29 protein-coding genes and 2 pseudogenes are annotated in these 22,790 nt (G+C 36.9%); 7 read left to right on the top strand and 24 right to left on the bottom strand.

Annotated elements, in window-relative coordinates; translation table 11 throughout:
* Positions 1-5: 5 nt before the first annotated feature.
* The 4 genes from KGMB01110_RS08390 to KGMB01110_RS08375 form a co-directional block, all read right to left on the bottom strand.
* On the bottom strand, positions 6-179 hold the full coding sequence (locus tag KGMB01110_RS08390) for a helix-turn-helix domain-containing protein (RefSeq protein ID WP_119297996.1): 174 nt from the start codon (positions 177-179) through the stop codon (positions 6-8).
* A gap of 270 nt (positions 180-449) precedes the next feature.
* A complete protein-coding gene (locus KGMB01110_RS08385; protein ID WP_119297995.1) occupies positions 450-818 on the bottom strand; it encodes an ACT domain-containing protein in 369 nt (122 codons plus the stop codon).
* A gap of 75 nt (positions 819-893) precedes the next feature.
* Positions 894-1,442: a hypothetical protein gene (locus tag KGMB01110_RS08380; protein WP_119299125.1), complete on the bottom strand. Its 549-nt coding sequence runs from the start codon at positions 1,440-1,442 to the stop codon at positions 894-896.
* 25 nt (positions 1,443-1,467) lie between these two features.
* The gene (locus tag KGMB01110_RS08375; protein ID WP_119297994.1) at positions 1,468-1,893 is read right to left on the bottom strand and encodes a GNAT family N-acetyltransferase; all 426 of its coding nucleotides are present in this window, start codon (positions 1,891-1,893) and stop codon (positions 1,468-1,470) included.
* Positions 1,894-2,130: 237 nt separating this feature from the next.
* Here KGMB01110_RS08375 and KGMB01110_RS08370 point away from each other — a divergent pair, with 237 nt between their 5' ends.
* From KGMB01110_RS08370 to KGMB01110_RS08355, 4 genes are all read left to right on the top strand, one after another.
* Positions 2,131-2,409, top strand: a complete 279-nt coding sequence (locus KGMB01110_RS08370; RefSeq protein WP_243112727.1) for a plasmid mobilization protein — start codon at positions 2,131-2,133, stop codon at positions 2,407-2,409.
* A gap of 268 nt (positions 2,410-2,677) precedes the next feature.
* Positions 2,678-3,517, top strand: coding sequence for a PRD domain-containing protein (locus KGMB01110_RS08365; RefSeq protein ID WP_243112726.1), 840 nt, complete (start codon positions 2,678-2,680; stop codon positions 3,515-3,517).
* Between the two features lie 131 nt (positions 3,518-3,648).
* Entirely contained in the window at positions 3,649-5,544 is a 1,896-nt protein-coding gene (locus KGMB01110_RS08360) for a beta-glucoside-specific PTS transporter subunit IIABC (RefSeq protein WP_119297992.1), read from the top strand.
* 17 nt (positions 5,545-5,561) lie between these two features.
* Complete coding sequence (locus KGMB01110_RS08355; protein WP_119299123.1) at positions 5,562-7,016, top strand: glycoside hydrolase family 1 protein; 1,455 nt, start codon at positions 5,562-5,564, stop codon at positions 7,014-7,016.
* Positions 7,017-7,423: 407 nt separating this feature from the next.
* Here KGMB01110_RS08355 and KGMB01110_RS15350 read toward each other — a convergent pair whose 3' ends face one another.
* The 12 genes from KGMB01110_RS15350 to KGMB01110_RS08305 all read right to left on the bottom strand — a co-directional run bounded on the left by KGMB01110_RS15350 (position 7,424) and on the right by KGMB01110_RS08305 (position 14,426).
* Positions 7,424-7,606 carry a hypothetical protein gene (locus tag KGMB01110_RS15350; protein ID WP_243112724.1) on the bottom strand — a complete coding sequence of 61 codons (183 nt, stop codon included), beginning with the start codon at positions 7,604-7,606 and terminating at the stop codon, positions 7,424-7,426.
* Positions 7,607-7,726: 120 nt separating this feature from the next.
* A complete protein-coding gene (locus tag KGMB01110_RS08345) occupies positions 7,727-7,903 on the bottom strand; it encodes a helix-turn-helix domain-containing protein (protein WP_119297991.1) in 177 nt (58 codons plus the stop codon).
* 415 nt (positions 7,904-8,318) lie between these two features.
* Positions 8,319-9,572: an ATP-binding protein gene (locus KGMB01110_RS08340; RefSeq protein WP_119297990.1), complete on the bottom strand. Its 1,254-nt coding sequence runs from the start codon at positions 9,570-9,572 to the stop codon at positions 8,319-8,321.
* A 263-nt stretch (positions 9,573-9,835) separates the two neighbouring features.
* Positions 9,836-10,744, bottom strand: coding sequence for a radical SAM mobile pair protein B (locus KGMB01110_RS08335; protein ID WP_119297989.1), 909 nt, complete (start codon positions 10,742-10,744; stop codon positions 9,836-9,838).
* Positions 10,732-11,421, bottom strand: coding sequence for a radical SAM mobile pair protein A (locus tag KGMB01110_RS08330; protein WP_119297988.1), 690 nt, complete (start codon positions 11,419-11,421; stop codon positions 10,732-10,734). Before KGMB01110_RS08330 ends, KGMB01110_RS08335 begins: the two co-directional genes overlap by 13 nt.
* The gene (locus tag KGMB01110_RS08325) at positions 11,418-11,855 is read right to left on the bottom strand and encodes a radical SAM mobile pair system MarR family transcriptional regulator (protein WP_004853467.1); all 438 of its coding nucleotides are present in this window, start codon (positions 11,853-11,855) and stop codon (positions 11,418-11,420) included. Before KGMB01110_RS08325 ends, KGMB01110_RS08330 begins: the two co-directional genes overlap by 4 nt.
* Positions 11,856-11,975: 120 nt before the next feature.
* Positions 11,976-12,380: an LptM family lipoprotein gene (locus KGMB01110_RS08320; RefSeq protein ID WP_119297987.1), complete on the bottom strand. Its 405-nt coding sequence runs from the start codon at positions 12,378-12,380 to the stop codon at positions 11,976-11,978.
* 47 nt (positions 12,381-12,427) lie between these two features.
* A complete protein-coding gene (locus KGMB01110_RS08315; protein WP_243112722.1) occupies positions 12,428-12,898 on the bottom strand; it encodes a sugar O-acetyltransferase in 471 nt (156 codons plus the stop codon).
* Positions 12,895-13,047: a hypothetical protein gene (locus KGMB01110_RS15045; RefSeq protein WP_170141703.1), complete on the bottom strand. Its 153-nt coding sequence runs from the start codon at positions 13,045-13,047 to the stop codon at positions 12,895-12,897. The genes KGMB01110_RS08315 and KGMB01110_RS15045 overlap by 4 nt, the downstream gene beginning before the upstream one ends.
* A gap of 59 nt (positions 13,048-13,106) precedes the next feature.
* Complete coding sequence (locus tag KGMB01110_RS15345) at positions 13,107-13,583, bottom strand: zinc-binding dehydrogenase (RefSeq protein WP_243112721.1); 477 nt, start codon at positions 13,581-13,583, stop codon at positions 13,107-13,109.
* Positions 13,584-13,688: 105 nt separating this feature from the next.
* Positions 13,689-14,012: an alcohol dehydrogenase catalytic domain-containing protein gene (locus KGMB01110_RS15340; protein ID WP_243112719.1), complete on the bottom strand. Its 324-nt coding sequence runs from the start codon at positions 14,010-14,012 to the stop codon at positions 13,689-13,691.
* A 36-nt stretch (positions 14,013-14,048) separates the two neighbouring features.
* The gene (locus KGMB01110_RS08305; RefSeq protein ID WP_119251557.1) at positions 14,049-14,426 is read right to left on the bottom strand and encodes an SdpI family protein; all 378 of its coding nucleotides are present in this window, start codon (positions 14,424-14,426) and stop codon (positions 14,049-14,051) included.
* A 106-nt stretch (positions 14,427-14,532) separates the two neighbouring features.
* Here KGMB01110_RS08305 and KGMB01110_RS08300 point away from each other — a divergent pair, with 106 nt between their 5' ends.
* Positions 14,533-14,931: a CpXC domain-containing protein gene (locus tag KGMB01110_RS08300; protein WP_243112717.1), complete on the top strand. Its 399-nt coding sequence runs from the start codon at positions 14,533-14,535 to the stop codon at positions 14,929-14,931.
* 101 nt (positions 14,932-15,032) lie between these two features.
* Here the strand turns inward: KGMB01110_RS08300 and KGMB01110_RS08295 are convergent, their stop codons facing one another.
* Together KGMB01110_RS08295 and KGMB01110_RS08290 are read right to left on the bottom strand one after the other, a co-directional pair.
* Complete coding sequence (locus KGMB01110_RS08295) at positions 15,033-15,242, bottom strand: DUF6219 family protein (protein ID WP_008392833.1); 210 nt, start codon at positions 15,240-15,242, stop codon at positions 15,033-15,035.
* Positions 15,243-15,269: 27 nt separating this feature from the next.
* Positions 15,270-15,629 (bottom strand): TfoX/Sxy family protein, encoded by a 360-nt coding sequence (locus KGMB01110_RS08290; RefSeq protein WP_119297986.1) that lies wholly within the window; start codon positions 15,627-15,629, stop codon positions 15,270-15,272.
* Positions 15,630-15,990: 361 nt separating this feature from the next.
* Here KGMB01110_RS08290 and KGMB01110_RS08280 point away from each other — a divergent pair, with 361 nt between their 5' ends.
* Positions 15,991-16,230: a DUF6061 family protein gene (locus KGMB01110_RS08280; RefSeq protein ID WP_107001876.1), complete on the top strand. Its 240-nt coding sequence runs from the start codon at positions 15,991-15,993 to the stop codon at positions 16,228-16,230.
* 189 nt (positions 16,231-16,419) lie between these two features.
* On the opposite strand, the pseudogene KGMB01110_RS15335 reads toward KGMB01110_RS08280, so the two are convergent.
* A pseudogene (locus tag KGMB01110_RS15335) lies at positions 16,420-16,533 on the bottom strand (ArsR family transcriptional regulator); the annotation flags it as partial.
* Between KGMB01110_RS15335 and tnpC the strand changes: the two are divergent.
* Positions 16,533-17,318 (top strand): annotated as a pseudogene (gene tnpC, locus KGMB01110_RS08270) (IS66 family transposase); the annotation flags it as partial. The pseudogenes KGMB01110_RS15335 and tnpC overlap by 1 nt on opposite strands.
* 314 nt (positions 17,319-17,632) lie before the next feature.
* Here tnpC and KGMB01110_RS08265 read toward each other — a convergent pair.
* Genes KGMB01110_RS08265 through KGMB01110_RS08245 form a run of 5 tightly spaced genes read right to left on the bottom strand, consistent with a single transcriptional unit; the run spans position 17,633 to position 22,775 of the window.
* Positions 17,633-18,748: an iron-containing alcohol dehydrogenase gene (locus KGMB01110_RS08265; RefSeq protein ID WP_117990289.1), complete on the bottom strand. Its 1,116-nt coding sequence runs from the start codon at positions 18,746-18,748 to the stop codon at positions 17,633-17,635.
* Between the two features lie 31 nt (positions 18,749-18,779).
* Positions 18,780-20,699, bottom strand: a complete 1,920-nt coding sequence (locus KGMB01110_RS08260; protein ID WP_119297984.1) for a BglG family transcription antiterminator — start codon at positions 20,697-20,699, stop codon at positions 18,780-18,782.
* Between the two features lie 4 nt (positions 20,700-20,703).
* The gene (locus tag KGMB01110_RS08255) at positions 20,704-21,213 is read right to left on the bottom strand and encodes a YjbQ family protein (RefSeq protein WP_117990291.1); all 510 of its coding nucleotides are present in this window, start codon (positions 21,211-21,213) and stop codon (positions 20,704-20,706) included.
* Positions 21,214-21,215: 2 nt separating this feature from the next.
* The gene (locus tag KGMB01110_RS08250) at positions 21,216-21,935 is read right to left on the bottom strand and encodes a triose-phosphate isomerase (RefSeq protein WP_117990292.1); all 720 of its coding nucleotides are present in this window, start codon (positions 21,933-21,935) and stop codon (positions 21,216-21,218) included.
* 9 nt (positions 21,936-21,944) lie between these two features.
* The gene (locus tag KGMB01110_RS08245; protein ID WP_119297983.1) at positions 21,945-22,775 is read right to left on the bottom strand and encodes a class II fructose-bisphosphate aldolase; all 831 of its coding nucleotides are present in this window, start codon (positions 22,773-22,775) and stop codon (positions 21,945-21,947) included.
* Positions 22,776-22,790: the final 15 nt, after the last annotated feature.

The raw sequence follows: 22,790 nt of genomic DNA, 5'->3' as shown, positions 1-22,790 counted from the left end.
TTTTACTATTCCAAGTTATCGAGCCAGTCATCGAAACTCTTCTTAGAGATGCGATACTTCCCGCCATCCAACTGGATCCACCGGAATTCCTTTTTCTTCAAAAGGTTATAAATAGTAGGTCTGCTGACTCCTAAGATTTCCTGTAACTCTTGAACTGTATAACATCTTTTTTCTGGCATTTCTTTATCCTCTTTTCTTTGAAATATGAAAGAAAAATTATCCCTTCATATAACGAAACGCTCAGAGCATGTTTTACAGTGGTCAAAAGCAAATTTTTTTACTTTTTTTTTTACGAGTCTTCTTGCGAGTTTTTTTAATGCAACTCGTAACATTAGATTTTTACATTTTTCATGAAATTAAGTAAAGAAAAAGAGCATATGGAATTGAATCCATACACTCTATGATTACTGGAACTTTATTTCATTTTTAATTCAACAAACTTGAAATTGTCACTCTACGATTTCATAGCCTGAGTCTTTAAGAATATCCAGAGCCTTTTGATAATTTTCCTTTTTTATCAAAACATAGTCCGTGTTATAGGTTGAAATCGCAAAAATCGAAATACTGTTTTCTGCCAGAATCTTAGCAATTTTAGATAGTATTCCAATCAAAGAAAAATCCAATATCCCCTGAATACGAAAACCTTTCCAGCCATCATCACGTTGAATGACATTTGGCGGGACATCACTGGTAATGCATACCAAAGATTTTTCCTCATCTGTTTTCCCAATGAAACTATATTCTGCATCTATGTTTACAAGTGAATAATCCATCACTTTGCATACTGAAAAATCTTGATGGATCTTTTTTATTTCCATAATGCTTATCCTCCGAAAATTCCTATTTTTCCAGTCCTGAAAAATAGGAATTTATCGCAATATTTCATTCTTGGATTATACTCGCTTATAGATAATTGGTTCATCATATCCAAAAGTTTTCTTTCCATTAACTTCCATGCTTTCAGATACCTCCAGACAACTATCAGAAAACTTTTCCCAAAGCTTAAATGTCATTACCGGTGAAAACTGGCTTGTACTGCCTCCTTCCCAGATTCCATCTTTCTCATGATAGAGCGCCGGAGTGAATTTTTCAGATTTTTTCAATTCAGTGTAGTCAACATTTTTCATAGAATCATATGAAAACGTACTTTTATCTTCTCCTTCTGGTATTTCATAAGAATACAACACAATTCCGTCTTCTTTCTCTGTAATAAGGAAAAGATGTGGGGAAGCATGGCGTTTACCATTTGTCTCATAGTAGCTTTCTTCAACAACAAATTTACCATTAAAATCTTTAGGAAGGTTTAAAATTTTCTCATTACAGATTGTATTAATGTGTTCTGCATAAGGATATGTTTTCCCTTCTCTCTGCATATTATCAAACTGCTCTTTGTTATTAAAGTGTCCCGTCATCATATTAATAAAATTATCGAGCTTCATCATGCTTTTTACCTCCAAATTCCGATTTCTATTTTTGTTTCCATAGCATGGTGTATTCTTTTTCACCAGTAGCTTCATCCAAACCTTCACATTGAACAATGAACCCTTCTCTTTGGTAAAAAGAAATTGCTCTGGCATTCTTCTGGTATACATTTAATTGTAATCTAACTTTTTTATCCTTAATATAATCCAATAAAAGCTTACCTATGCCACATGACTGCATCTCATCAGAGACAAAAATACCTTCGATATATTCATCATTTAATCCTACAAATCCTTGTATCATTTTATCCACTTCAAACACATAAACTTCGGATTGTGACATCATTTCTTTCACTAATTCATAATTACTTTTCCAGTATTGATTGGAAATAAAATAATGTGCTTTCAGATTTGTCTTTAACCATATGTCAGCAACTCTATCGATATCTCCGTTCAACATCTTTCTAATCATAACAAATATTCTCCACAACTACGTCCTTTACGCTTTTCTCTTTTTTCCATTCTAACATAAGCTTATCTTTATTCATCAATTTTTTGATATTTTTTCTTTTCCCCCACTGTAAAACAGCCTCTGAGCGTTTCGTTATGTAGAGGGGTACACAGCACTATTTCTAATATCAGAAGGGACAGCCGATATTGAAATACGTGGACTCCCGGTGGGAGGAATAGTCTCAGCGGAAGGAGGAGTATGAGAACAAAAAACAAAGATAAAGAACTGAATCACAGACATTTTATAGGATTACGTCTTACCGATGTCGAACTGGATTTATTAGACCAAGGCGCTGCTTGTTTATCTATTAGCCGATCAGAATATCTGAGAAAACTCCTGCTTGAAAAGCAAATCAATCATCAGATTGAAGTTGTTGCAGACATGAATGATCTCAGAAAACTAGTCAGTGAATATGGAAAGATCGGATATGTATTTATAAATATGACTTACAGAGATGTGAAAATGCACAAAAAATAAGAAGGGGATTTATGTGTTATGACGAAAAAATAAAAAGGGTATAGACAAAAACAGGTAATAATGGTAGTATAATAAAACGTTTGTTATTACGTAATGGTAAGCAAGACTGTTTATTATACAAGGGGATTTTGTATTATGAGCAGTCTTTTTTATACTTTAATGCGTTTGATCTCAGTAGATATCGGCAGGTGATGGATATTACGTAGAAATGGCTTATTACATTATTAATGGAATAGTTATTAAAGCTTGTTTAAAGGTGAGGGTAACCGTGAAAATAGTCAGAGTATTGAATACAAATGCAGTTGTTAGTATTGATCAGGAAGGACGAGAACTGATCATAACAGGAGCTGGAATCGGGTTCAAGAAAAAGAAGGGTGAAAATCTGGATGAAGCACTGGCAGATAAAACCTATTATCTAGAAAGTGTCGATGACAGCCGGAGATTACAGGAAGTAGTAAAAGAAATCTCAGAAGAATATCTGGAAATTGCAAGCCGGGTTGTAAAGACTGCGAGAGAAGAAGGACTGAAAGTCAGGGATTCCTTGTACATGACGCTTACAGATCATATTAATTCTGCAGTTGACAGATATCGTGAGAATATAGCATTAAAAAATATGATGAAGCTTGAGATTCGCAAATTTTATCCACAAGAATATGAAATCGGATTAAAGGCGGTAAAATGGATACAGGAGCAAAACGATGAGAATCTGGGAGTAGACGAAGCCGCATTTATAGCAATGCACATTATTTCGGCAGAACTTGGAAATGGAAGTGATGTAGATTTCAATAAGATAACGGAACTGATCAATGCAGTTCTTCAAATCGTAAGAATATATTTTAAGATAGAATTTGATGAGAAGTCGATATCATATGAACGTTTCCTGACACATTTGAAATTTTTTGCAGCTAGAGTATTTGACAATACAATCTATCAGGATAGTATGCAGGAGATTTACAAAGTATTGATTGAACAGAATGAATATGTTTATTCAGGAGTCAGAAAGATTGTAGAATATATTGAAAAACAGTATTCTTGCAAATTGACAATAGATGAAAGATTATATTTATTAATACACATCAAAAGAATATTGGACGAACAATCGGAATAGATTGCAGGTTTGTTATTATTTAGTTAAGCAAGACCTGACTTAAAAGAAAGCAACGATCCCGGGAATCGTATGCTCTTTTAGGTCAGGTCTTTGTTATGTATAAAAAGTGAAAAATAAATGGAGGTAAAAAAATGAATTACGAAAGTACAGCAAAAAAGATTCTCCAGAGAGTCGGAGGAAAAGAGAATGTAATCAGTCTTGTACATTGTATGACGAGACTGCGCTTCACATTAAAAGATGAATCCTTGGTAGATGATGAAGCAGTGAAAAAGACAAAGGGTGTTATGGGAGTGATGAAAAAAGCTGGTCAGTACCAGATTATTATTGGTAATGATGTGGCAAATGTCTATGCAGAGCTTAATAAGCTTGGAAATTTTTCAAATGAAGCATCGAAAAAAGCACCTGAAAAACAGGAAAAACAAAGTGTATTCTCAATGTTAATGGATACAATCTCAGGTATTATGGCACCGGTAATTCCGGCAATTATCGGAGCAGCAATGATCAAAGTGCTACTTACACTTCTGCCTATGATTGGTGTACTGAGTACAGAAGGTAATACCTATAATTTGTTAAGCGTTATGGGTGATGGGGCATTCTTCTTTATGCCGGTCCTGATTGCGATGTCAGCATCAAAGAAGTTTGGAACAAATATGTATTATGCGGCTAGTATTGCATTGATCATGTTACATCCGAACTTTATTTCACTGATGAGTAATGCGAATAATGCGGGAGAGACGATAAAGTTCCTAAAATTTATTCCTGTAACATATGCAAACTATTCTTATTCAGTTATTCCAATTATTTTGGCAGTATGGTCGCTGAAATATGTCGAGCGTCTAGTAGATAAGATTACACCGGTAGTAACCAAGAACTTCTTAAAACCGATGTTGGTAGTGCTGATCGAAGCACCTATTGCATTGATTATTCTTGGACCTTTAGGTGCAATCTGTGGTAACGTATTATCAACAGTTGTTTATACAATTCATGATAAACTTGGATTTATTGCGATCGGTCTTGTGGCGGGTGTATATCCTTTCGTTGTTATGGCAGGTATGCATCATGCATTTACACCAATCAAACTGGGAATGATTGCTTCCACAGGATTTGAAAACTTTATCTGTATCGGAGAACTTTGCTCTAACATGGCACAGGGTGCTGCATCGCTTGCAGTAGCAGTAAAGAGTAAGAACAAAGATTTTAAACAGATTGCCGGATCTTCTGCATTTTCTGCATTATTTGCAGGAATTACAGAGCCAGCTCTGTATGGTGTAACATTACGTTTGAAACGTCCGATGTTAGGAGCATGTATCGGTGCTGCTGCAGGTGGATTATTTGGTGGATTTTTCCAGATGAAATGTTTTGGTATTGCGACACCTGCGATCGTAACAATCGTTCAGTATGTAGAAAAAGGGAAACCGCAGAGTCTGTTATTTGCAGCACTTACGATTCTCCTTACAGTAGTGGTTGCATTCATTGCGACAATGATCATTGGATTTGAAGATGTAGTAGATGAAAATGATGATGAATTAGACATGCTGGAAACAGAAAGCAAAAAAGAAGTAAAAGTAATGGAGAATGCGATTGATATTGCAAGTCCGGCAGAAGGAAAAGTAATTTCACTGTCAGAAGTTGCAGATGCAACATTTGCACAGGAAATTCTTGGAAAAGGTGCGGCAATCGTTCCGGAAAAAGGAGTGATCTATGCACCATTTGATGGAAAAGTAGATGTGATGTTTGAAACGGGACATGCAGTAGGTCTTGTAGGAGAGAATGGGGTAGAACTTCTGGTACACATCGGAATCGATACCGTAAATCTGGAAGGAAAATATTTCTCACCGAAGAAAGCAGCAGGAGATGTTGTGAAAAAGGGTGATGTGTTGATCGAATTTGATATTGAAAAAATAAAAGAGGCTGGATATGATGTAACAACGCCGGTGATCGTTTCAAACACAGATCAGTATGCAATAGTTGAAAAAACAGCAACAGGAGAAGTAACAAAAGAAAGTAACCTTATCAAAGTTCAGTAAAGGAAAGGAATATGGATATGGAAGAAATGAAAGTGACAAGATTTCCAAAAGACTTTCTATGGGGAAGCGCTTCAGCGGCTTATCAGATTGAAGGTGGATGGAAAGAAGATGGAAAAGGTGTGACAAACTGGGATACATTTGTACGTATCCCAGGGAAAACATATAAAGCAACGACCGGTGATGTAGCGGTAGATCATTATCACCACTATAAAGAGGATATTGCATTAATGGCAGAGATGGGATTAAAAACATACCGGTTTTCTGTCTCCTGGGCCCGTATTTATCCGGAAGGAAGAGGTACGGTCAATGAAAAAGGACTTGCATTTTATCAGGATATTATTGATGAATGCTTGAAATATGGAATTGAGCCGATGGTGACAATTTTCCACTGGGATCTTCCGCAGGCACTGGTGGATCTGTATGGTGGATGGGAAAGCCCGAATATTATAGAGGATTATGTGAGATATGCGAGAACCTTATTTGAGCATTATGGAGACAAGGTAAAATATTGGATTACCTTAAACGAACAGAATATCTTTACATCTCTTGGATGGCTGACAGCACAGCATCCGCCGGGAAAATTTGATGCTCAGAAGACATTTTATCAGGTAAACCACCATGCATTTATGGCACACGCGAAAGCAGTACTTGCATATCGCGAAATGGGAGGAAAAGGTGAGATTGGTGCAAGTTTTGCTTATACACCATCTTATGCTATTGACTGCAAACCGATAAATGCAATGGCGAAACGAGACTATGATGAGTTGAAAAACTTCTGGTGGATGGATGTATATGCATACGGAAGATATCCAAAAGCTGCGATGGCATATCTGAAGAAAAAGGGATATGCACCGGAAATAGCAGATGGAGATATGGATATACTGAAAAAAGCAGCATCAGAGATTACATTTATGGGTGTAAATTATTATCAGAGTTGTGTATGTGAATATAATCCAATGGATGGAGTAACACCATACGGTACAATGAATACGACAGGGGTAAAAGGTTCTGCACAAGAACTTGGTATGCAGGGAATCTATAAAAATCCAGCAAATCCATATCTAATGACAACCGACTGGGACTGGACGATTGATCCGATGGGGCTCAGGTTTTGCTGTCGTGAGATTACAAGCCGCTATGGTCTTCCAATCGTGATTTCCGAAAATGGTCTAGGAGCATTTGATAAAAAGACAGAAGGAAACCAGATTCATGATGAATACAGGATTCATTATCTGAAAGAACATTTAAAAGAACTGGGAAAAGCAATTGAAGAAGGTTGCGAAATTTGGGCTTATTGTACATGGTCATTTACAGACCTTCTGAGCTGGCTGAATGGTTATCAGAAACGTTATGGTTTCGTCTATGTAGATCGGGATGAAGAAGACGGCGGAACACTGAATCGTTATAAAAAAGATAGTTTTTACTGGTATCAGGATGTTATAAAAACTGATGGTGAGAACTTATATAAGTAAAAAACTAGTTCTGCTCGTCTTACTATTTTAATTATAATTGCAATCAAAAATCGTTGTTCATTTTGTCGCTAAAGTTTAAGAATTACACCTATAAAATGCGAGAAATCTTGTCCATATTGTGGATATAAAATAGAGTAAGTGGTAAAGAAAAATTCAGTTTTATTGTTTTCTTATTAAGATTTGTAAAAACTAAATATAGAATGATCGACGAAGATAGATAAAATAAATACACTCCTATGATTTCAATTTTGAAGTCATAGGGGTATTTTTTGTGCAGAAAAATAAAAAATTTCTTTTTTCACCCTGTATTTTCCCTTCTGAGCCTTTCGTTATGTGAAGGCAAAAAAATAAAATTCATTTTTTATTTGTAAAAAGCCCTCTCTACGTTCTGATATATGAGGAACAAATTATAGTTGTCTTAAAAGAATCGGACCTGATTCAAGAACGAAGAAAAAACGAAAAGAGAAAGGAGAAATTCTCTTTTGCGTTGGACGACGTTTGTAAGGACTGTCCTCTGATATCTTCGAAATGATTTCTGCAACATCATCCATTTCCGGAACTTCTTTTTGTTTCATAATTGCTGTTGCCATTTATTCTTCACTTCCTGTCTTTTTTAGTGTTAGTGTTTTTTCTTATATCATATCTCAAATCCAGATAAAAATTTAGGATGTCGATTGCAGACAAAATCTGCCTGATCAACACCCTGTTTTTTACTGTTCCAAGTTATCGAGCCAGTCATCGAAACTCTTCTTAGAGATGCGATACTTTCCGCCATCCAACTGGATCCTCCGGAATTCCTTTTTCTTTAAAAGGTTATAAATAGTAGGTCTGCTGACTCCTAAGATTTCCTGTAACTCTTGAACTGTATAACATCTTTTTTCTGACATTTCTTTATCCTCTTTCCTTTGAAATATGAAAGAAAAATTATCCCTTCATATAACGAAACGCTCAGAGCATGTTTTACAGTGGTCAAAAGCAAATTTTTTTACTTTTTTTCTTACGAGTTTTCTTGCGAGTTTTTTTAATGCAACTCGTAAGAAACTCGTAACATTGGATTTTTACATTTTTCATTCAACAAACTTTTGTTTATTTCGTTCTTAAGTTCATCTTTATTCTCGTATGTTCTCACTATCGGAATCGTACTCTGTCTGTTCTACATAATCTGCGGAACAGTCTCGTTTGTACGGATAAAAAAATAAACTGAGCCACGGCTGTTCCAACATGAAATCAGCCGTGGCCTTATTTATATCATTTCACTCTTTTTTGAAATAGAACAACACCACAGCAACAACTCAAATCGACTTAAAATTCCAGACTATTCGCATTCAGCAAGAAATACTTCATTCCCATGATGACAAAACCTTCATCATTTCTCCAAGGCTTTTTGCTGCCATTTACAATGACGATCTTCTTGAAAGAGTCCGGGATATTACGCAGAGAATTGAACTCCTGCGTCTGTTTTTCTTCCGAAGTCATGTCATATGCAACCTGGATATAGTATCTCTGGTTTCCTTGATTCACCACAAAGTCAACCTCCAACTGCTTGCGAACACGTTTGCCCTCTTTATCCTTATCGAAGATATCCACGACACCCACATCAACATTGTAGCCACGGATCAGCAGCTCGTTATAAACAATGTTCTCCATGATATGAGTAGGCTCCTGCTGTCTGAAATTCAGACGTGCATTTCTCAGTCCCAGATCAGTAAAGTAGTATTTCAGATTTGCACCGATATACTTTCTTCCCTTAATATCGTATCGGCTTGCCTTGGAAATCAAAAAGGCATCTGTCAAATGGTTGATATGCTTGGAGATGGTTTTATTAGCATAAGTCATCTGGCGCTCACTGGCAAAGGTATTGGCAATCTTTGAAGGGTTGGTCGGTGCGCCGATTGCAGATGCAAGCACATCAACCAGAATCCCAATCTCATCCACGTTCTGAATCTTATTTCTTTCAATAACATCCTTCAGATAGACATTTGCAAAGATGTTCTTCAGATAGTCCGCTTTCTGTCGTTCACTCTGGAAACTTACGATCTGCGGCAATCCTCCGTAGATCATATAGTCATCCCAGGCATCATCATAATCGCCGTCATAGACAGAATAAAACTCTGCAAAGGAGAGAGGGTAGATTCTAATCTCATCACCTCTGCCACGGAATTCGGTCACAATGTCGCTGGACAGGAACTTGGAATTACTTCCGGTGACATACACATCAATATTGCTCATGCGGAGCAGGCTGTTCAGCACTTCCTCAAATCGTGGCATGAACTGCACTTCATCCAAAAGGAGATAATACTTCCCGTCGTCTTTCATGGCATCCTTGATGTACTTGAAGCATACCTTGGGATCTCTTAATTCCTCGTTCTCAATACCATCCAATGCAATTTCAATAATATGATCAACATCAACGCCGTTCTCCAGTAAGTATCTCTTAAAGATGGTAAACAGCAAAAAGGATTTGCCACATCTACGAATGCCGGTAATCACCTTTATCATTCCATTATCTTTTCGCTCGATCAGCTGCTGTAGGTAAGCGTCTCTTTTAATCTCCATCGTTACACTCCCCATTTCTGTGCATCTGCACACTTTTTAGTAATGAGATTCTATCACAGAACGACCTGAATTTCAATATGTATTCTCATTTTATGTGCATCTACACACTTTTATGTAATGTTGATAAATATATTTTCAGATTTTTTTGATTGCAGTGTCCATAATCGACTACTCCAATCGTTATTATAGGTAGACAACAAAAAGAAGATGGTTCCGATGCTGCGCCCTAATGCTTTTCGGATTCAGTTCAACAAACTGGGAATTTAGCGATTTCTTTTTCCGGTATTCTCTGTCCCACGGATTTCCTCATGATAGAAATAATCTACGATCACCGGATGCCCCTGCGGGACTCTGCCATAAGGCATTTCATTATCCACAAAGGCACAATCATACTTCTTAGCCATTTTCTCAGCTTTTACTTCAAGTGCTTCAAAGTAGCTGCGGTTATGCTTGTTATAGATTTCGTCATAAAGCGGCACAAGGTCAGAATGTTTCTCTGCTATGTAATCCATAATCGTCTTTTTGAAGCCACCCCGAAGATTGAGATTTTCGAGCCAGAACAGATCGCACTGATCCTTTACCCGCTCAAAGATCGCTTCAAAGTCCGTGATACCGGGAAATACCGGGGATACGAAACAGACTGTACGGATCCCTGCTTCATATACCTGCTTCATAGCAGCGATACGACGCTCAATGCTTGAAGCAGAGTCCATATCGTTCTTGAAATTTTCATCCAGTGTGTTGATCGACCATGAAACGGTCACTCGTCCAAGCTTTTTCAGCAGATCAATATCCCGTACCACAAGATCAGACTTTGTGCAGATCAGAATATCTGCGTCACTGCCGATCAGCTGCTCCAGAAGTTTTCTGGTATTCCCGAATTGCTCCTCCTGTGGATTGTAGCCATCTGTCACAGAACCGATGACCACCCGCTGTCCGGCATATTTCTTCGGATTTTTAATTTCCGGCCAATGCTTCACATCAAGGAAAGTGCCCCATTCCTCCTTGTGCCCGGTAAAGCGCTTCATAAAAGAAGCATAGCAATACTTGCAGGCATGTGTACAGCCCACATAGGGATTGACCGAGTAACCGCCTACCGGCAGACTAGACTTAGTCATGATGTTCTTTGTTTCCACCTCACGAATGAGGATTCCATTTATTACTTCTTCCATGATTTCTGTACCTCTAACACTTTATTAAATTCTTCCGGCATTTCCTGAATCATATTTTCATCCCCTATGATAGGGACAAGGTCTTCCTTCATAAACACCGGAATACCGAGCTTATGTGCCTGGTCCGCCAGAGACCATGCCCATTCCGGCTCCGTATGAATCTTCCTGCTCTGAGCTCCGGTCATGGTGCCGACAACGATCCAATTGATTCCGGAAAGGTCAACTGTGCCGGGATCGTCGAATAACGGCTCAAAGGTAACATGGTAATGTTTTGCTCTGACGTTTTTCCGAAGGACGTCGATACGCCACAGTTCTGCTTTCCTCGTCACCGTAGCGCCAAACCATGCGTTTTCCAGATCGGTATCAAAATCCAGCAAATCAGGTCGCTTGGTAAGGAACAGGAACTGATGCTGTGGATTTTCACGGATCTTTTCAAATACCTCGTCTCTCCATTCCGGCTTCCATCCGGAGAGATCGCTCATCCCGGTAAGAAGAAAGTTCTGCGGACGTTTCTTTTCCATCATCTTGAGCTTACCCGGAAAGAATTCAGGGTCAGCGAAATCATCAATCATATGCCAGCGTTTCACGTTGTTGCGGGCATAGCAATATGTACACCCCACTGTGCAGCCGATGACGATATTCATGTTCTGAATCTGATCTTTGATACAAATACTCATGACTTCTGCCACTCCTCAAGATTCTTTCTGATGCGGTCGAGGCATTCCTCAAACCGGGTAATTTCTTCCTCTGAAAAACCTTTGTAGTAAATACTGCCCATCTCATCAGATACAGAATCGTACTCGCCCTTTAAGGCATGTGCTTTCTCAGTCAGAAACAGGAGTGTTTTCCTTTTGTCCGTTTCAGACTGAACACGGCTTATCAGCCCTTGATTTTCCATTCTTTCCAGCATCGTAGTAAGAGATGTTATCGCTAATCCGCATTTAGTCGAGAGTGACCTGATTGAGATACCATCCTCCTGCCACAGCACATAAAGAATACGTCCCTGGGCTCCATTAAACGCATCAATATTCTTTTCACTGAGAATCTTCTCGAAAATCCGGTCTCCAAGCTGTTTTATTTTGGTGACAAGAAATCCTCCATTCATTTCCATACAAAAGCTCCTATATAGTAGTTTATCAAAAACATACTATATAGGAGCTTTATTGTCAAGAGTTTATATGTCTTAATAGGTAAATTCCATTTTTTTCAATTCTCCAAACTGGAATTTGACTTAATATCCATGGTCAACATGCTGCCACTTTCCGCCATCTGTTCTAACTAAAATCCACTTCCAATCACTGTATGTACTATTTGGATTCAAAGACCCGTCTCCACCAGATGAATCAACATCGAATGAAGATAATAAAACAATGACTTCATCTGCATTGTTTCTGTCTGCCCAATCTTTATGATCTTTCGTGCAGTCATCTCCGGCATAGTAAATTTCTGTGAGAGTGCATCCTTTCCAGTCACTCTTAAACTCCTTTTTTATTGTGTCAATAGCGGCTTTAATATCCTCTTCTGAATAGCTCTCAGATTCAACATTATAAGTTTTTACTTCACTGACATCTCCACCACAAGCACTCAAACCAAATAAAAGCATAATACATAGCATTGTACATACGATTTTCTTCATACAAGACCTCCTTAAATCCCGATTGTCGAAACAACTATTACAAAAATCTACTTTTCAATATCATCCTCATATTCTTTTAGTTGTGTGTGCCAATTATTTTTATCCTTATCTGTTATTTGTCTAATTACATGGCACGGATTACCTCCTGCAACAACATGGCTTGGAATGTCTTTTACCACAACTGAACCAGAATCAATGACTACATCACTTCCAATTGTGACACCGGGATTAATTACAACATTTCCACCTATCCAGACATTATCGCCTATTGTTACAGCCTTGGCATATTCCAGTTCCAAGTTGCGTACATCCTTATCAATCGGGTGACCTGCTGTATATATACTTACGTGGGGAGCCAAAAATACATTATCCCCAAACGTAACATAATTTTCATCTAATATAGTCAAATCTGTATTAGCATAAAAATGTTTTCCAAATGATATTCTATCGCCATGATCAAAATAGACCGGAGGCGTTAGTACCATATCCTCAGGAGCTACTTTAAAGCATTTTTTCAATTTTTCAAAAGCACTTTTATCATTCCAGTATTCTGATTCATTAAACTTTTTTGAGCTGCATGAACGTTTTTAAACGAATTATCACCAACTTTATAGGGATTATATAATTTACCCTCCATCATTCTGTTCCATTCCGTTTTATTTATCATATTTAACCTCACAATTCCGCTTTTCTTAATTCTCCAAACTTGAATTTATTCGATTTATATTACTGCTCAAATTTCACCACTACATTAAACGCATGCTCTGAATCAGCGGCTTTGCGTATTGCGTCATTAATATCATCAATCATATACTCATCCGTGACTATTTTCTCAATATCCCATCGTTGACTTTTCATAATATTCATCACATCTGTTACATCATCGGGACGGTATCCACCTGAGCCGATAATCGCTTTTGAAGCGTAGGTAATCGGGAGAAAGTTTATCTTTCGCTCCGCATTATTAACCGCAACCATGACGAAACGGCTGTCAACTTTGCCATACTCGATAAAATCATCAAGAATAGACTCCGCGCCTGCCGCGTCAATCCAAATATCTATATCCGCAGTCGGTCCGTTAATTGAAAAGCCCTCACCGAACAGATCCTTTGCCTTATCCAAAAAGCTCTCGGAAATATTGCAGATTTCAAAACCGAGTTCCTTTGCGATATTCAGCCTGAAATCAGATTTGTCGCAAATCATTACCTGCTCTGCCGCCTACGGTAAAGGGTTCTATCAGCGAAGCGACTCTGTCGCTGATACTGTCGTCAACCATATAGTAGGAGTGATTGAGCTTTGCATTCGGCATCAAAATATACTCTGAAAAACCACCAAGTGTGCACGTTTTCTGTCATCTTTTGCGTTAAGCGGATATGGATAAACTCTGTCACCGACCTTTACGTTGGTAATACTTTTGCCCATAGCAACAACTCTCGACACGGTTTCATGACCGAACTCGCCGCCGACAGTAACCTTGTGACCGGTTCCGGGACCGTTAAGGTAAACGGCTACATCCGTCCCGCAGATTGAGGAGCGGATATTTTTTACGAGAATGTCGTTATCTCCGCACACGGGAGTCGAAATCTCCCTCACTTCAATATTTTCTTTTCCTAAATAAACTGCTGATTTCATAAATAACTCCATCAAATATTTTATATAAATTGAAATTTATCGTCTTGTTCCATTCTTATCAAAATTCTTTTTTAATGCTATTTCTGTTGGAAGAATAGATCCAATTAAAGGAATAAGTTGAACACCACAGATAATTCCTCCTATACTCCCAACACAATCTTCATTTTTTCCAATCACTAAAAGCATGAATATTACTGTTATCGGCAACATAACCATTCCACAGACATACCAGACTTTACCACAATATTTATGAGCAAATTTCCATGTGTCTTTGTTCTTCATAGACATCGAAGTCCGATATCCAAATACTGAATTTATTTCCTTGGGAGCCTTTTTCATAAAATATCTTCCAAAACCAATCATCGTAAATGGAAGAAGCAGATCCATAATCAACATAAAAATCCAAAACCCCATTGTAAACCTCCTTTACTACAACTTCCGAATTTGCACTTCAAATCGATTTCTTCATTCTATCACAACTTCTATTGATCCGCCATCAGTCTTTCGAACCAGGTATGAAATGTTTTATGGTGAAAATGCTTTGTTTGATTTTCGTACTAAAAAATATTTAGCCCGAATCGTAACATCACCAAATCAGCTCATTGAAAAGATACAGATTTTTGATGCAGGTAAAGATGACAGGATAATGGAACTTGTTAAATTACTTGTGACAGATTCTCTTCACGAGAATAATCCTGATAAAGAATTTGATGAACTGCGCTTTGCTGTCGACGACGACGGAACAAATATTCTTATAATCATTAATAAGGGTGAGATCACTGGTGCAGTTGACATTGACAATATGTATGAATTTGCTTCTTCACACTGCACTGATTTCAAAGATATCCGCGATGATGAGGATATTGTTATCAATAGGGAGTGGATCCTTAACAAACTTGCCGAAGCAGAAAACGAATAGTATATTTGGTGGCTACACCCCCAAGCCCCTGTGGAATAAATAACGCCGGTACTGGATATCAAAATCCCGCACCGGCGTTATTTATTAAAATATTTTGTTTTTTAATCTTCAACACTCTCTACTGAAACTTCTTTTTTCTTCCTACTTTTACCAGAAATCATCTTGTGTCCTGTATAAATAGCCATAATCATGCAAAGCAAAGAACTTGCTGCAAAGTACTTATGGCCTTCTTTTGATCCCTTATAACCTGTATAAAAAGTTCCAAGCATTGTAATCAGTGCACCGATAGACCAATATTTATGTGATTTCATTCAGATACCTCCTGCCGTTTTTCTTAATCATATACCTTTTAAAAGATATATACAAACTGAGAATTGTTTATTTCTTTTTTTCGGTTTTAGGGCTGGCAATTCATCATACATTGCATGAAACAAGCCTGTCAAAAATTCCTTATTATCAACCTCATCTACCAACAACATCTCTTTTGCTCCCTCATAGGGTAATTCATACGGAGCTGTCGGCATATAACTAATTGCTGATTTTACTGGTTTAACAAGTAATCTATCATCATAGATACCACCTACAATCTTGCCACGATAATAAATAATAAATTCTCCCATCATAGCTCGATAAGTAATTTCTTCTAACTCAGATAGCTGCCCTAAAATAAACTCTAAGTATTCCTTGCTTGATGCCATATTTCCACCTCAAATTACGATTGAGATTTCACCTGTTTTAAGAGATTTAATAACTGTTATATTTTGTTATTAAATTCTCCGCAAACCCTTGAAAACACTGAATTTATCACTGGTGAGCTTTCCCTTATTGTTTCCCTTGTGTTATATTGTCCCACCAGTGTTTACGAACTCTGATAAGGGCAAATACAAGGGCACAAGATGTCCGGTGGACATCTGCTCTGTGCCGACCGAAGCGGCAGCGGAGACCAAGAAAATCCTATAAAACAGTATAACACAAAATAAAAGTGACATGGTGAACTGATTGAAATGCTTCTGATTTTTGCAACAAATGATTGATTTAACGATAAGGAGATTTGATACGATGAGAACAATATTTGCAGAATACAATCCCAAGCGCAACAGTATTGATGTTTATACCTCTGTTGGCTATATGCTCCGCATTGACTGTTGGGAAGCTGAAAAGGACTTAAAAACCACATCAGGATCAGACTGTGCATTAAACGCACTCGCCATTGATGATCCTCTTGAATATGCAAGATTATATCTTGATGGAAATTTGCAGATGTGGGTAGATGCGGAAGACTCATTAGATATTTTTTAATTTTTAAACAAATACAACAGTTTAAATAACTATTAGCTACAATATTTCCGGAAAATTCATCATAGGTTTGTATAAACGCAAAGAAACGGCGGCTCTGAAAATCAAAGTCGCCGTTCTAAATTGTCTGGTTTTTCTTTTGCCGTCATGCGGCAGATAATCAATTCATTCTATTTTGAACTTCTTTTATGCTACCTGATGGGATAAAGTTGGCTGGGTAATTTCAAATCTTTCCAAAAGTTTACACCCGCACTTTTCTCCATCCGACAGCATCTGTACAATTTCCAGCCTGTTCTCATCGCCCAAAGAGCTACATGTGGGTGTATCGCTCCGGACATCTGTATAAAGACAAACAGATTGTCCTGTACGATTACCACAAAACTCGCAACAGTTCCCATCCAAGGGAATTCCTGAAGAACTATTCCGGCATCTGTGTGACGGATGGATATCAGGTCTACCACAAAGTGGAAAAGGAACAAGAGGATCTGCGAATCGCAGGCTGCTGGGTTCATGCCAGAAGAAAGTTTGACGAGGCGCTGAACGTTGTTCCAAAAGAACAGCGCAAGAAGTCCAACGCCTATCTGGTAATGAAACAGATCCAGGCAATCTACCGCGAAGAGGGGAAACTACAAGAACTCCCACCTGATGAGAGACTTATGCAGCGACAACTGGTTATAAAACCATTGGTTGATGCCTTATTTGTGTACCTCAAAAAAATGGAACCAACCGTTCCCTCCAGCGGACAGCTTCGAAAGGCATACACATATATCTTGAATCAGGAGAAATACCTCCGGGTATTTCTGGAAGATGGCGAAGTTCCAATCGACAATAACGCATCAGAACGTGCTATCCGAGGGTTCTGCATTGGCAAAAAGAACTGGCAGATGATCGACACCATCAATGGTGCCCATTCATCCGCAATCATCTACAGCATTGCGGAAACAGCAAAGGCAAACAACCTAAAACCGTATGATTACTTCGTATATCTCTTAGAAGAGATTCCGAAACATATGGATGATACCGACCGGTCCTTTCTGGATGATCTGTTACCGTGGTCACCAAATCTGCCGGACGGGATTCGAAAGAACTGATAACCAGGGCTGCCGCAAGGCAGCTTTTAATTTTTCAAGGTACTCGCTATTGAGCGTTTACGTTTTAATGTACAAGCTATTTACCGATTACGAATTAGTCTATCTGATATAGAATAATTAGCATATAAAAACAGGTTGCCAGCATCGCCTGTTGACAGCCTGTTACCATGTGCAAAAATAATTGTAACTAAACATATCTATACATCTATGCCACTATTCTTCAATTTCTATGCTAATTCCATTAATCCAGATGGAGAATACACAAAAAAATTTACACTACCCCGTCTCAACATTATATCTATATATTCATATTTCTAATACAAGTTTCTATTGATTTCCTTTAACTCTTCTAGACTCAACGGAACATAACTTGTAGCAAGTGGCACCTGAAGTTCTCTATACACTTCTTCTGCAAATTCATCAATCTCCTCTTTTTTCATACCATACTCACTCAAGCGTTTCACTGGCCATATTTTATTTAATAACTCCGCTAGCTCAGGTAAGCTTTGCTCCGTTTTACATCCCAATTTTGAACTAATAATATCATATAAAACTGCAATTTTTCCATTTGGTTCTTTATCAAAATATTTTTCTAAAACACCACAAAAAAACTGATAATTACTTTCTCCATGAGCCAGATGATATCTACCACTTAATGGATATGCTAGACAGTGTACTGCTCCACAACCTGCGTTTCCAAAGGATATACCCGCATAATTACTGGCAAGTAAGATATCCCTTTCCACTTCATTTAGTACCTCTTTACCTTCTTCAGCAAGTCTTTTATATGCTTCCAGTATAAGTTCTATTGCCTTTGTTGCAAACAACTCTGTATATGGCGTTGCAATCGGTGATAAGAACGATTCAACTGCATGAATCAGTGCATCAATAGAACTAAATGCAAAAAATCTATATGGTAAAGTTGATATTAATTCTGGTATGAGTACTGCTGAATTTGCAAAAAACTGATCATATGCCATTCTGACCTTTGTCTTTTTTTCAATGGATGCAATGATTGCCGAACGGGTTACTTCACTTCCTGTACCACAAGTAGTTGTAACAATAACCAACTCTTTTTCTCTTACGATCTTAGAAGGATCATCAAATATCTCTTGCATACAGCCAAATGGTTTTAACGCCAAAACTTTAGATATATCTATAACAGTTCCACCACCCACGCCAATAACACGGTCATATTCAATTCCTTCTATTTTCTTCTTGATTGCATCAACCATTACATCTGTAGGTTCACCACTTCCAAACTCATTCTGAAAAACAAAATGACATTGCAGATCTAATTTTTTCATAAAAGTCTCGTATACAAAACTTTCAGTAACTAATAAATCTCTATCACACAATGAAAATTTTTCTGCAAACTCCACAAAACTTTCACATTCACATATATCTGGAACAATTCTAAATTTTCTCATATATAATTTTTCTCCTTTTCTCCAAAAAACATCAAGATTTCATTTGTTCCTGAATAAAACTACATACTTTATCAAATGAGTTCATAGTTTTGTATTTACGATTCCACTCACTTGAAGTAAAAATCTTTATTAAATCTTCAAGAATACTTATAAATTCCGCTTTTTTATCCGGAGACACCGCTAATAAAAAAACGATATTGACCGGATTGGTCCCCCATTTAACCGGATGCTTTAATAATCCTATTGCTATAACTGTTCTTTTTGCATTCATTTTAAATCCATGGGGTATTGCAATATTCGAGAACGAAGTATAAGAAGCTTCTTCTCTAGACAGAACACTTTCGATATAATCCTCTGTCTCTACTCTGGCATCTACCAACAAGCTGCAGAGTTTCTTAATAATCGTTTCTCTATCTAAATCTTTTCCCTCAAAAACAAACGTCATTTCTTCAGAGATAATATTAGAAAGTGAAATATGGTTATTCTTTCCTCGTTCATACTCTGCTAATCTAAGGCAATTTTGAATTTTATCCAAGTCTCCTTGGTTCATAAAAACTGAAACAGTCTGCAAAATTTTGTACTCTTTTCTATTCAAGTCAGATGTCGATAATACAATATCATATTCCTCATTATTTAATTCCATCTCATCTGAAAATACATGTATATATTTTACAGCACTTCCGAAAGATTGTTCAATTTTCTTGACCATATTTTCATTTACGCAATAATAATTAGGGTTAACTATAGCTATGCTGTATTTATTAGATTCCGTATTCTCCAATGCCGCGCCAATATGAATCGCAATATAAGAGATTTCATGTTCATTTAATTCCAAAAACGGCCAGCGTTCGATAATTTTTTTCGACATAAACACAGCCAGCTCGAAGATAGCAGGATAACTTTCCTTAATACTCTTATACAAAGAATTTCTAGAATTTTTCCTTCTTTTCACTATCAATTCATTTAAATGAAGAGAAAAACGTTTAATAAAATCATCATTTTTTAGATCAATGAAGAAGTTATCATAAATATGTAAACACAGCTCTTTGACGAAAGTTAATATTTCTGGTTTGATCAGTTCATTAACATCATTAATGGTAATATTATGATAAGAAGCATCCCTAGTATATAGAGATATAATTGAGTAAAATGGTAGCATTTCCATTTCACTGATACTTATATTTAACAATTTTTCAATCTTCTCTACGATTCGCATTGTTACAGTAAAATGATTACTATCTTTTTTAATCTTCCTATAACTTACAACATCCTCATATTCCAAATCACTAACCGTATGCTTAGTTCTTTCAAATATAATGCAAAAATGTAATATAATACTTAATAGGTTATAGTCAGATGTTGATAAGTCACATTTTGCCAATTCTTCTATAATGATTTTTCGCAACTCCAAAACCTTATAATTTGGAAATGTATCCGAAATAATATTTAGACTTAACAGTCCTTCTTTCGCTTCATTATAAACAACATCACTTATCAACTTTCTTATCCTATTTTCTTTGCCTTCAATACTTATAAAATCGTTATTTTTTACCAAAGAAAGATCGTATTTTCTTAAAATTTTTCGAACAGAATTTAAATCTGAATTAAGCGTTGAATCACTGATAAACAATTCTTCAGCCAAGCTATACATATCAATTGACTTATTTGCAAATACTAACCTCTTAACAATAAAATCATGTCGTTTTAAATCATTGTAATCCTCTATGGAATTGCCATCGTTTATTTTTTGTTTTGCTATATCAATATATTTATACGGAATACAATAACCTTTTTTAGAAGACACTATAATCTGGGTTTCGGCATTAATTTCTTTAACCCTACTCCTCAATGTTCTGAGCGAGACATTCAAAAATCTAAGTATCTGTTCTGACGAAACCCAATTATTCTCTTTTAACAAATATTCAATAATGTCTCGCTCTACTTTTTTCATAAAATTACTCTCCAATTACACACATATGTACTTTGCGGGAACGTGAACGACAATAATCAAAATCCACAAAATATATATCGCCACATCTGCCTTTTTTTATTTCTCCTTCTTCAATTACAAATGTCTGACTCGCACCAAGCATTGTTGCTTTCAAATGCGCCGGTCCATTTAATGCAATTCCCGGATCAGCAATGAACAACTCATTCGTGGAAGCACGTTTAAGATGTGCTGGTCCTGGATAACGATAGTATACCCCATCGCTTTCCTGATTAGGATAGATTTTTTCTAATCCTTTGTTTAAATCCACCTGAAGATATTCATCACCTTTGATATCAAAATCATGAACCATTTCTTCAAAGAAAACAGAACATGTTGTATGCTCTGACTGTACTGTCACAATTCCTGTTTTTACGTTATTTTCTTCAACAAACTTCTCAACATCTTTGGTAATATTAAAATAAGTTATTTTTTTCCCTTTTGTTTGCAATTCCAATTGCTTTGTCTTAATAATCATCTCTAATCTCCATTATAAACTTTTGTACCAAATTCGTCTCTAGCTCTTATAACACCTTCAAGTAATTCCTTGATTTTCGTCTTTGGATCTTCAGCTAGAAAGATTCCTGAACTGGCCCCTGATCCTTCCGAACCATTTTTAATTGCATTATACTGATCATCTGCAGTTCTGTTCCCCGCTCCCTGTATAACAATAATATTCGGATTGATTTGTTTGATTGCTTCTCTTGTAGCATGCATATACTCCGCATCAGACGTTTTCCCTGTACCGATTAATTTCGTCTGCTCACATACAATTATTGTTGGTTCTAATATAGCAACCATTTTAGCTTCTTCAACAGAATCTACGAGAATAATTGTATTAAGTCCCAACTCTTTTGCTCTTGAAACAGCCTTGACCAACTGTCTTAAAGTCATTGGACGTTCTTCATGGTTAAGAAATACGCCATCAACTCCGACATTGGCTAAAGATTCTGGTAGCACATGTCCCATCCCCCTTCCTACGTCAGTTGGATCCATTCCTTGTGCATTTACAATAAGATTTTTTGTTTCCTGAGCAATTCTTGCCAGATCAACGTAAGGTGCACTTAACATAATTGTCATATCATATTCTTCAGCTAATTGATCCGCATATTTTGCCAGGTCAAGCAGCCTGTCTCCATACATATAGGATTTCGAATTGATACCAAATATCGGAGTCTTTAATACTTTTTTCTTCTTCATCTTTTCCCCCTATTTACCAAACAAATTATAATAATGGCGAAGAACCTTTTTAAGTCCCTCATCACCATCAGCCACCATATCAATAAAGTTTTCAGCTTTGGATGCTTTCAGTTCTTTATAGCCGCCAGTCACTATATCAGTAAATAAGTTTATTTTACTAATGCCAAGTTCTGCACATTTTTTCAGATTTGCATCTCCACTAGAGGAACTTCCATGCAAGACTAACGGAATATCCATTGCCTCTTTAAGCTCTTCCAACCTTTTAAAATTTAATTTTGGAGTTCCTCCAGTATATATGCCATGTGCTGTTCCGATTGAGACAGCCACAGAATTAATACCAGTTGCTTCAACAAAATCAATACATTCTTTTACATCTGTGTAAATAGAATCGTTTTCTTCTTCATTTTCATAATTTTGTCCCGAACCGACATGTCCAATTTCAGCTTCTACGGAGACATTTTTTCCTTTGGCATAATCAACAATCTCTTTTGTTTTTTTTACATTCACATCATATGAATCATTAGATCCATCGATCATTACGGATGTGAATCCTAGATCAATAGCCTTTTTTATAAAATCCAGATTATATCCATGATCTATATGCAGACATACAGGAACTTTTGCTTTCTCTGCATAATATCTTCCTATTACTGCAGCATCTTCTAATGTAAGAAAATTTGTTTTAAAATTGCCACTATAGGCTATTATAATAGGTTTGTTGAATTCTTCTGCCACTTCAATATACGCTTTCAAACTGTTCTGACTAAAAAAATCAGGGGATGGTATCGCGTATGTAGACAAACTTGCCTGTCTTAGAATTTCGTTTGAATTAACTAACATTTCTCAACCTCCTCG

It is taken from the genome of Mediterraneibacter butyricigenes (genome assembly GCF_003574295.1).
In the GTDB taxonomy this organism is placed as follows: domain Bacteria; phylum Bacillota; class Clostridia; order Lachnospirales; family Lachnospiraceae; genus Mediterraneibacter_A; species Mediterraneibacter_A butyricigenes.
Note: the sequence above shows the minus strand (reverse complement) of the source record. Positions and strands in the feature narration are given on the sequence as shown.

Coding starts and splice junctions, on each gene's coding strand:
- KGMB01110_RS08370 (WP_243112727.1), top strand. CDS start 2,131: ATGAGAACAAAAAACAAAGATAAAGAACTGAATCACAGACATTTTATA.
- KGMB01110_RS08335 (WP_119297989.1), bottom strand. CDS start 10,744: ATGGAAGAAGTAATAAATGGAATCCTCATTCGTGAGGTGGAAACAAAG.
- KGMB01110_RS08305 (WP_119251557.1), bottom strand. CDS start 14,426: ATGGGGTTTTGGATTTTTATGTTGATTATGGATCTGCTTCTTCCATTT.
- KGMB01110_RS08265 (WP_117990289.1), bottom strand. CDS start 18,748: ATGAGAAAATTTAGAATTGTTCCAGATATATGTGAATGTGAAAGTTTT.
- KGMB01110_RS08380 (WP_119299125.1), bottom strand. CDS start 1,442: ATGATGAAGCTCGATAATTTTATTAATATGATGACGGGACACTTTAAT.
- KGMB01110_RS08255 (WP_117990291.1), bottom strand. CDS start 21,213: ATGATTATTAAGACAAAGCAATTGGAATTGCAAACAAAAGGGAAAAAA.
- KGMB01110_RS08330 (WP_119297988.1), bottom strand. CDS start 11,421: ATGAGTATTTGTATCAAAGATCAGATTCAGAACATGAATATCGTCATC.
- KGMB01110_RS08250 (WP_117990292.1), bottom strand. CDS start 21,935: ATGAAGAAGAAAAAAGTATTAAAGACTCCGATATTTGGTATCAATTCG.
- KGMB01110_RS15340 (WP_243112719.1), bottom strand. CDS start 14,012: ATGAAATCAGCAGTTTATTTAGGAAAAGAAAATATTGAAGTGAGGGAG.
- KGMB01110_RS08280 (WP_107001876.1), top strand. CDS start 15,991: ATGAGAACAATATTTGCAGAATACAATCCCAAGCGCAACAGTATTGAT.
- KGMB01110_RS08360 (WP_119297992.1), top strand. CDS start 3,649: ATGAATTACGAAAGTACAGCAAAAAAGATTCTCCAGAGAGTCGGAGGA.
- KGMB01110_RS08325 (WP_004853467.1), bottom strand. CDS start 11,855: ATGGAAATGAATGGAGGATTTCTTGTCACCAAAATAAAACAGCTTGGA.
- KGMB01110_RS08320 (WP_119297987.1), bottom strand. CDS start 12,380: ATGAAGAAAATCGTATGTACAATGCTATGTATTATGCTTTTATTTGGT.
- KGMB01110_RS08295 (WP_008392833.1), bottom strand. CDS start 15,242: ATGAAATCACATAAATATTGGTCTATCGGTGCACTGATTACAATGCTT.
- KGMB01110_RS08245 (WP_119297983.1), bottom strand. CDS start 22,775: ATGTTAGTTAATTCAAACGAAATTCTAAGACAGGCAAGTTTGTCTACA.
- KGMB01110_RS08260 (WP_119297984.1), bottom strand. CDS start 20,699: ATGAAAAAAGTAGAGCGAGACATTATTGAATATTTGTTAAAAGAGAAT.
- KGMB01110_RS08300 (WP_243112717.1), top strand. CDS start 14,533: ATGTTTTATGGTGAAAATGCTTTGTTTGATTTTCGTACTAAAAAATAT.
- KGMB01110_RS08345 (WP_119297991.1), bottom strand. CDS start 7,903: ATGTCAGAAAAAAGATGTTATACAGTTCAAGAGTTACAGGAAATCTTA.
- KGMB01110_RS15045 (WP_170141703.1), bottom strand. CDS start 13,047: ATGATAAATAAAACGGAATGGAACAGAATGATGGAGGGTAAATTATAT.
- KGMB01110_RS08385 (WP_119297995.1), bottom strand. CDS start 818: ATGGAAATAAAAAAGATCCATCAAGATTTTTCAGTATGCAAAGTGATG.
- KGMB01110_RS15345 (WP_243112721.1), bottom strand. CDS start 13,583: ATGATTTGCGACAAATCTGATTTCAGGCTGAATATCGCAAAGGAACTC.
- KGMB01110_RS08390 (WP_119297996.1), bottom strand. CDS start 179: ATGCCAGAAAAAAGATGTTATACAGTTCAAGAGTTACAGGAAATCTTA.
- KGMB01110_RS08355 (WP_119299123.1), top strand. CDS start 5,562: ATGGAAGAAATGAAAGTGACAAGATTTCCAAAAGACTTTCTATGGGGA.
- KGMB01110_RS08340 (WP_119297990.1), bottom strand. CDS start 9,572: ATGGAGATTAAAAGAGACGCTTACCTACAGCAGCTGATCGAGCGAAAA.
- KGMB01110_RS08375 (WP_119297994.1), bottom strand. CDS start 1,893: ATGATTAGAAAGATGTTGAACGGAGATATCGATAGAGTTGCTGACATA.
- KGMB01110_RS15350 (WP_243112724.1), bottom strand. CDS start 7,606: ATGGCAACAGCAATTATGAAACAAAAAGAAGTTCCGGAAATGGATGAT.
- KGMB01110_RS08290 (WP_119297986.1), bottom strand. CDS start 15,629: ATGGCATCAAGCAAGGAATACTTAGAGTTTATTTTAGGGCAGCTATCT.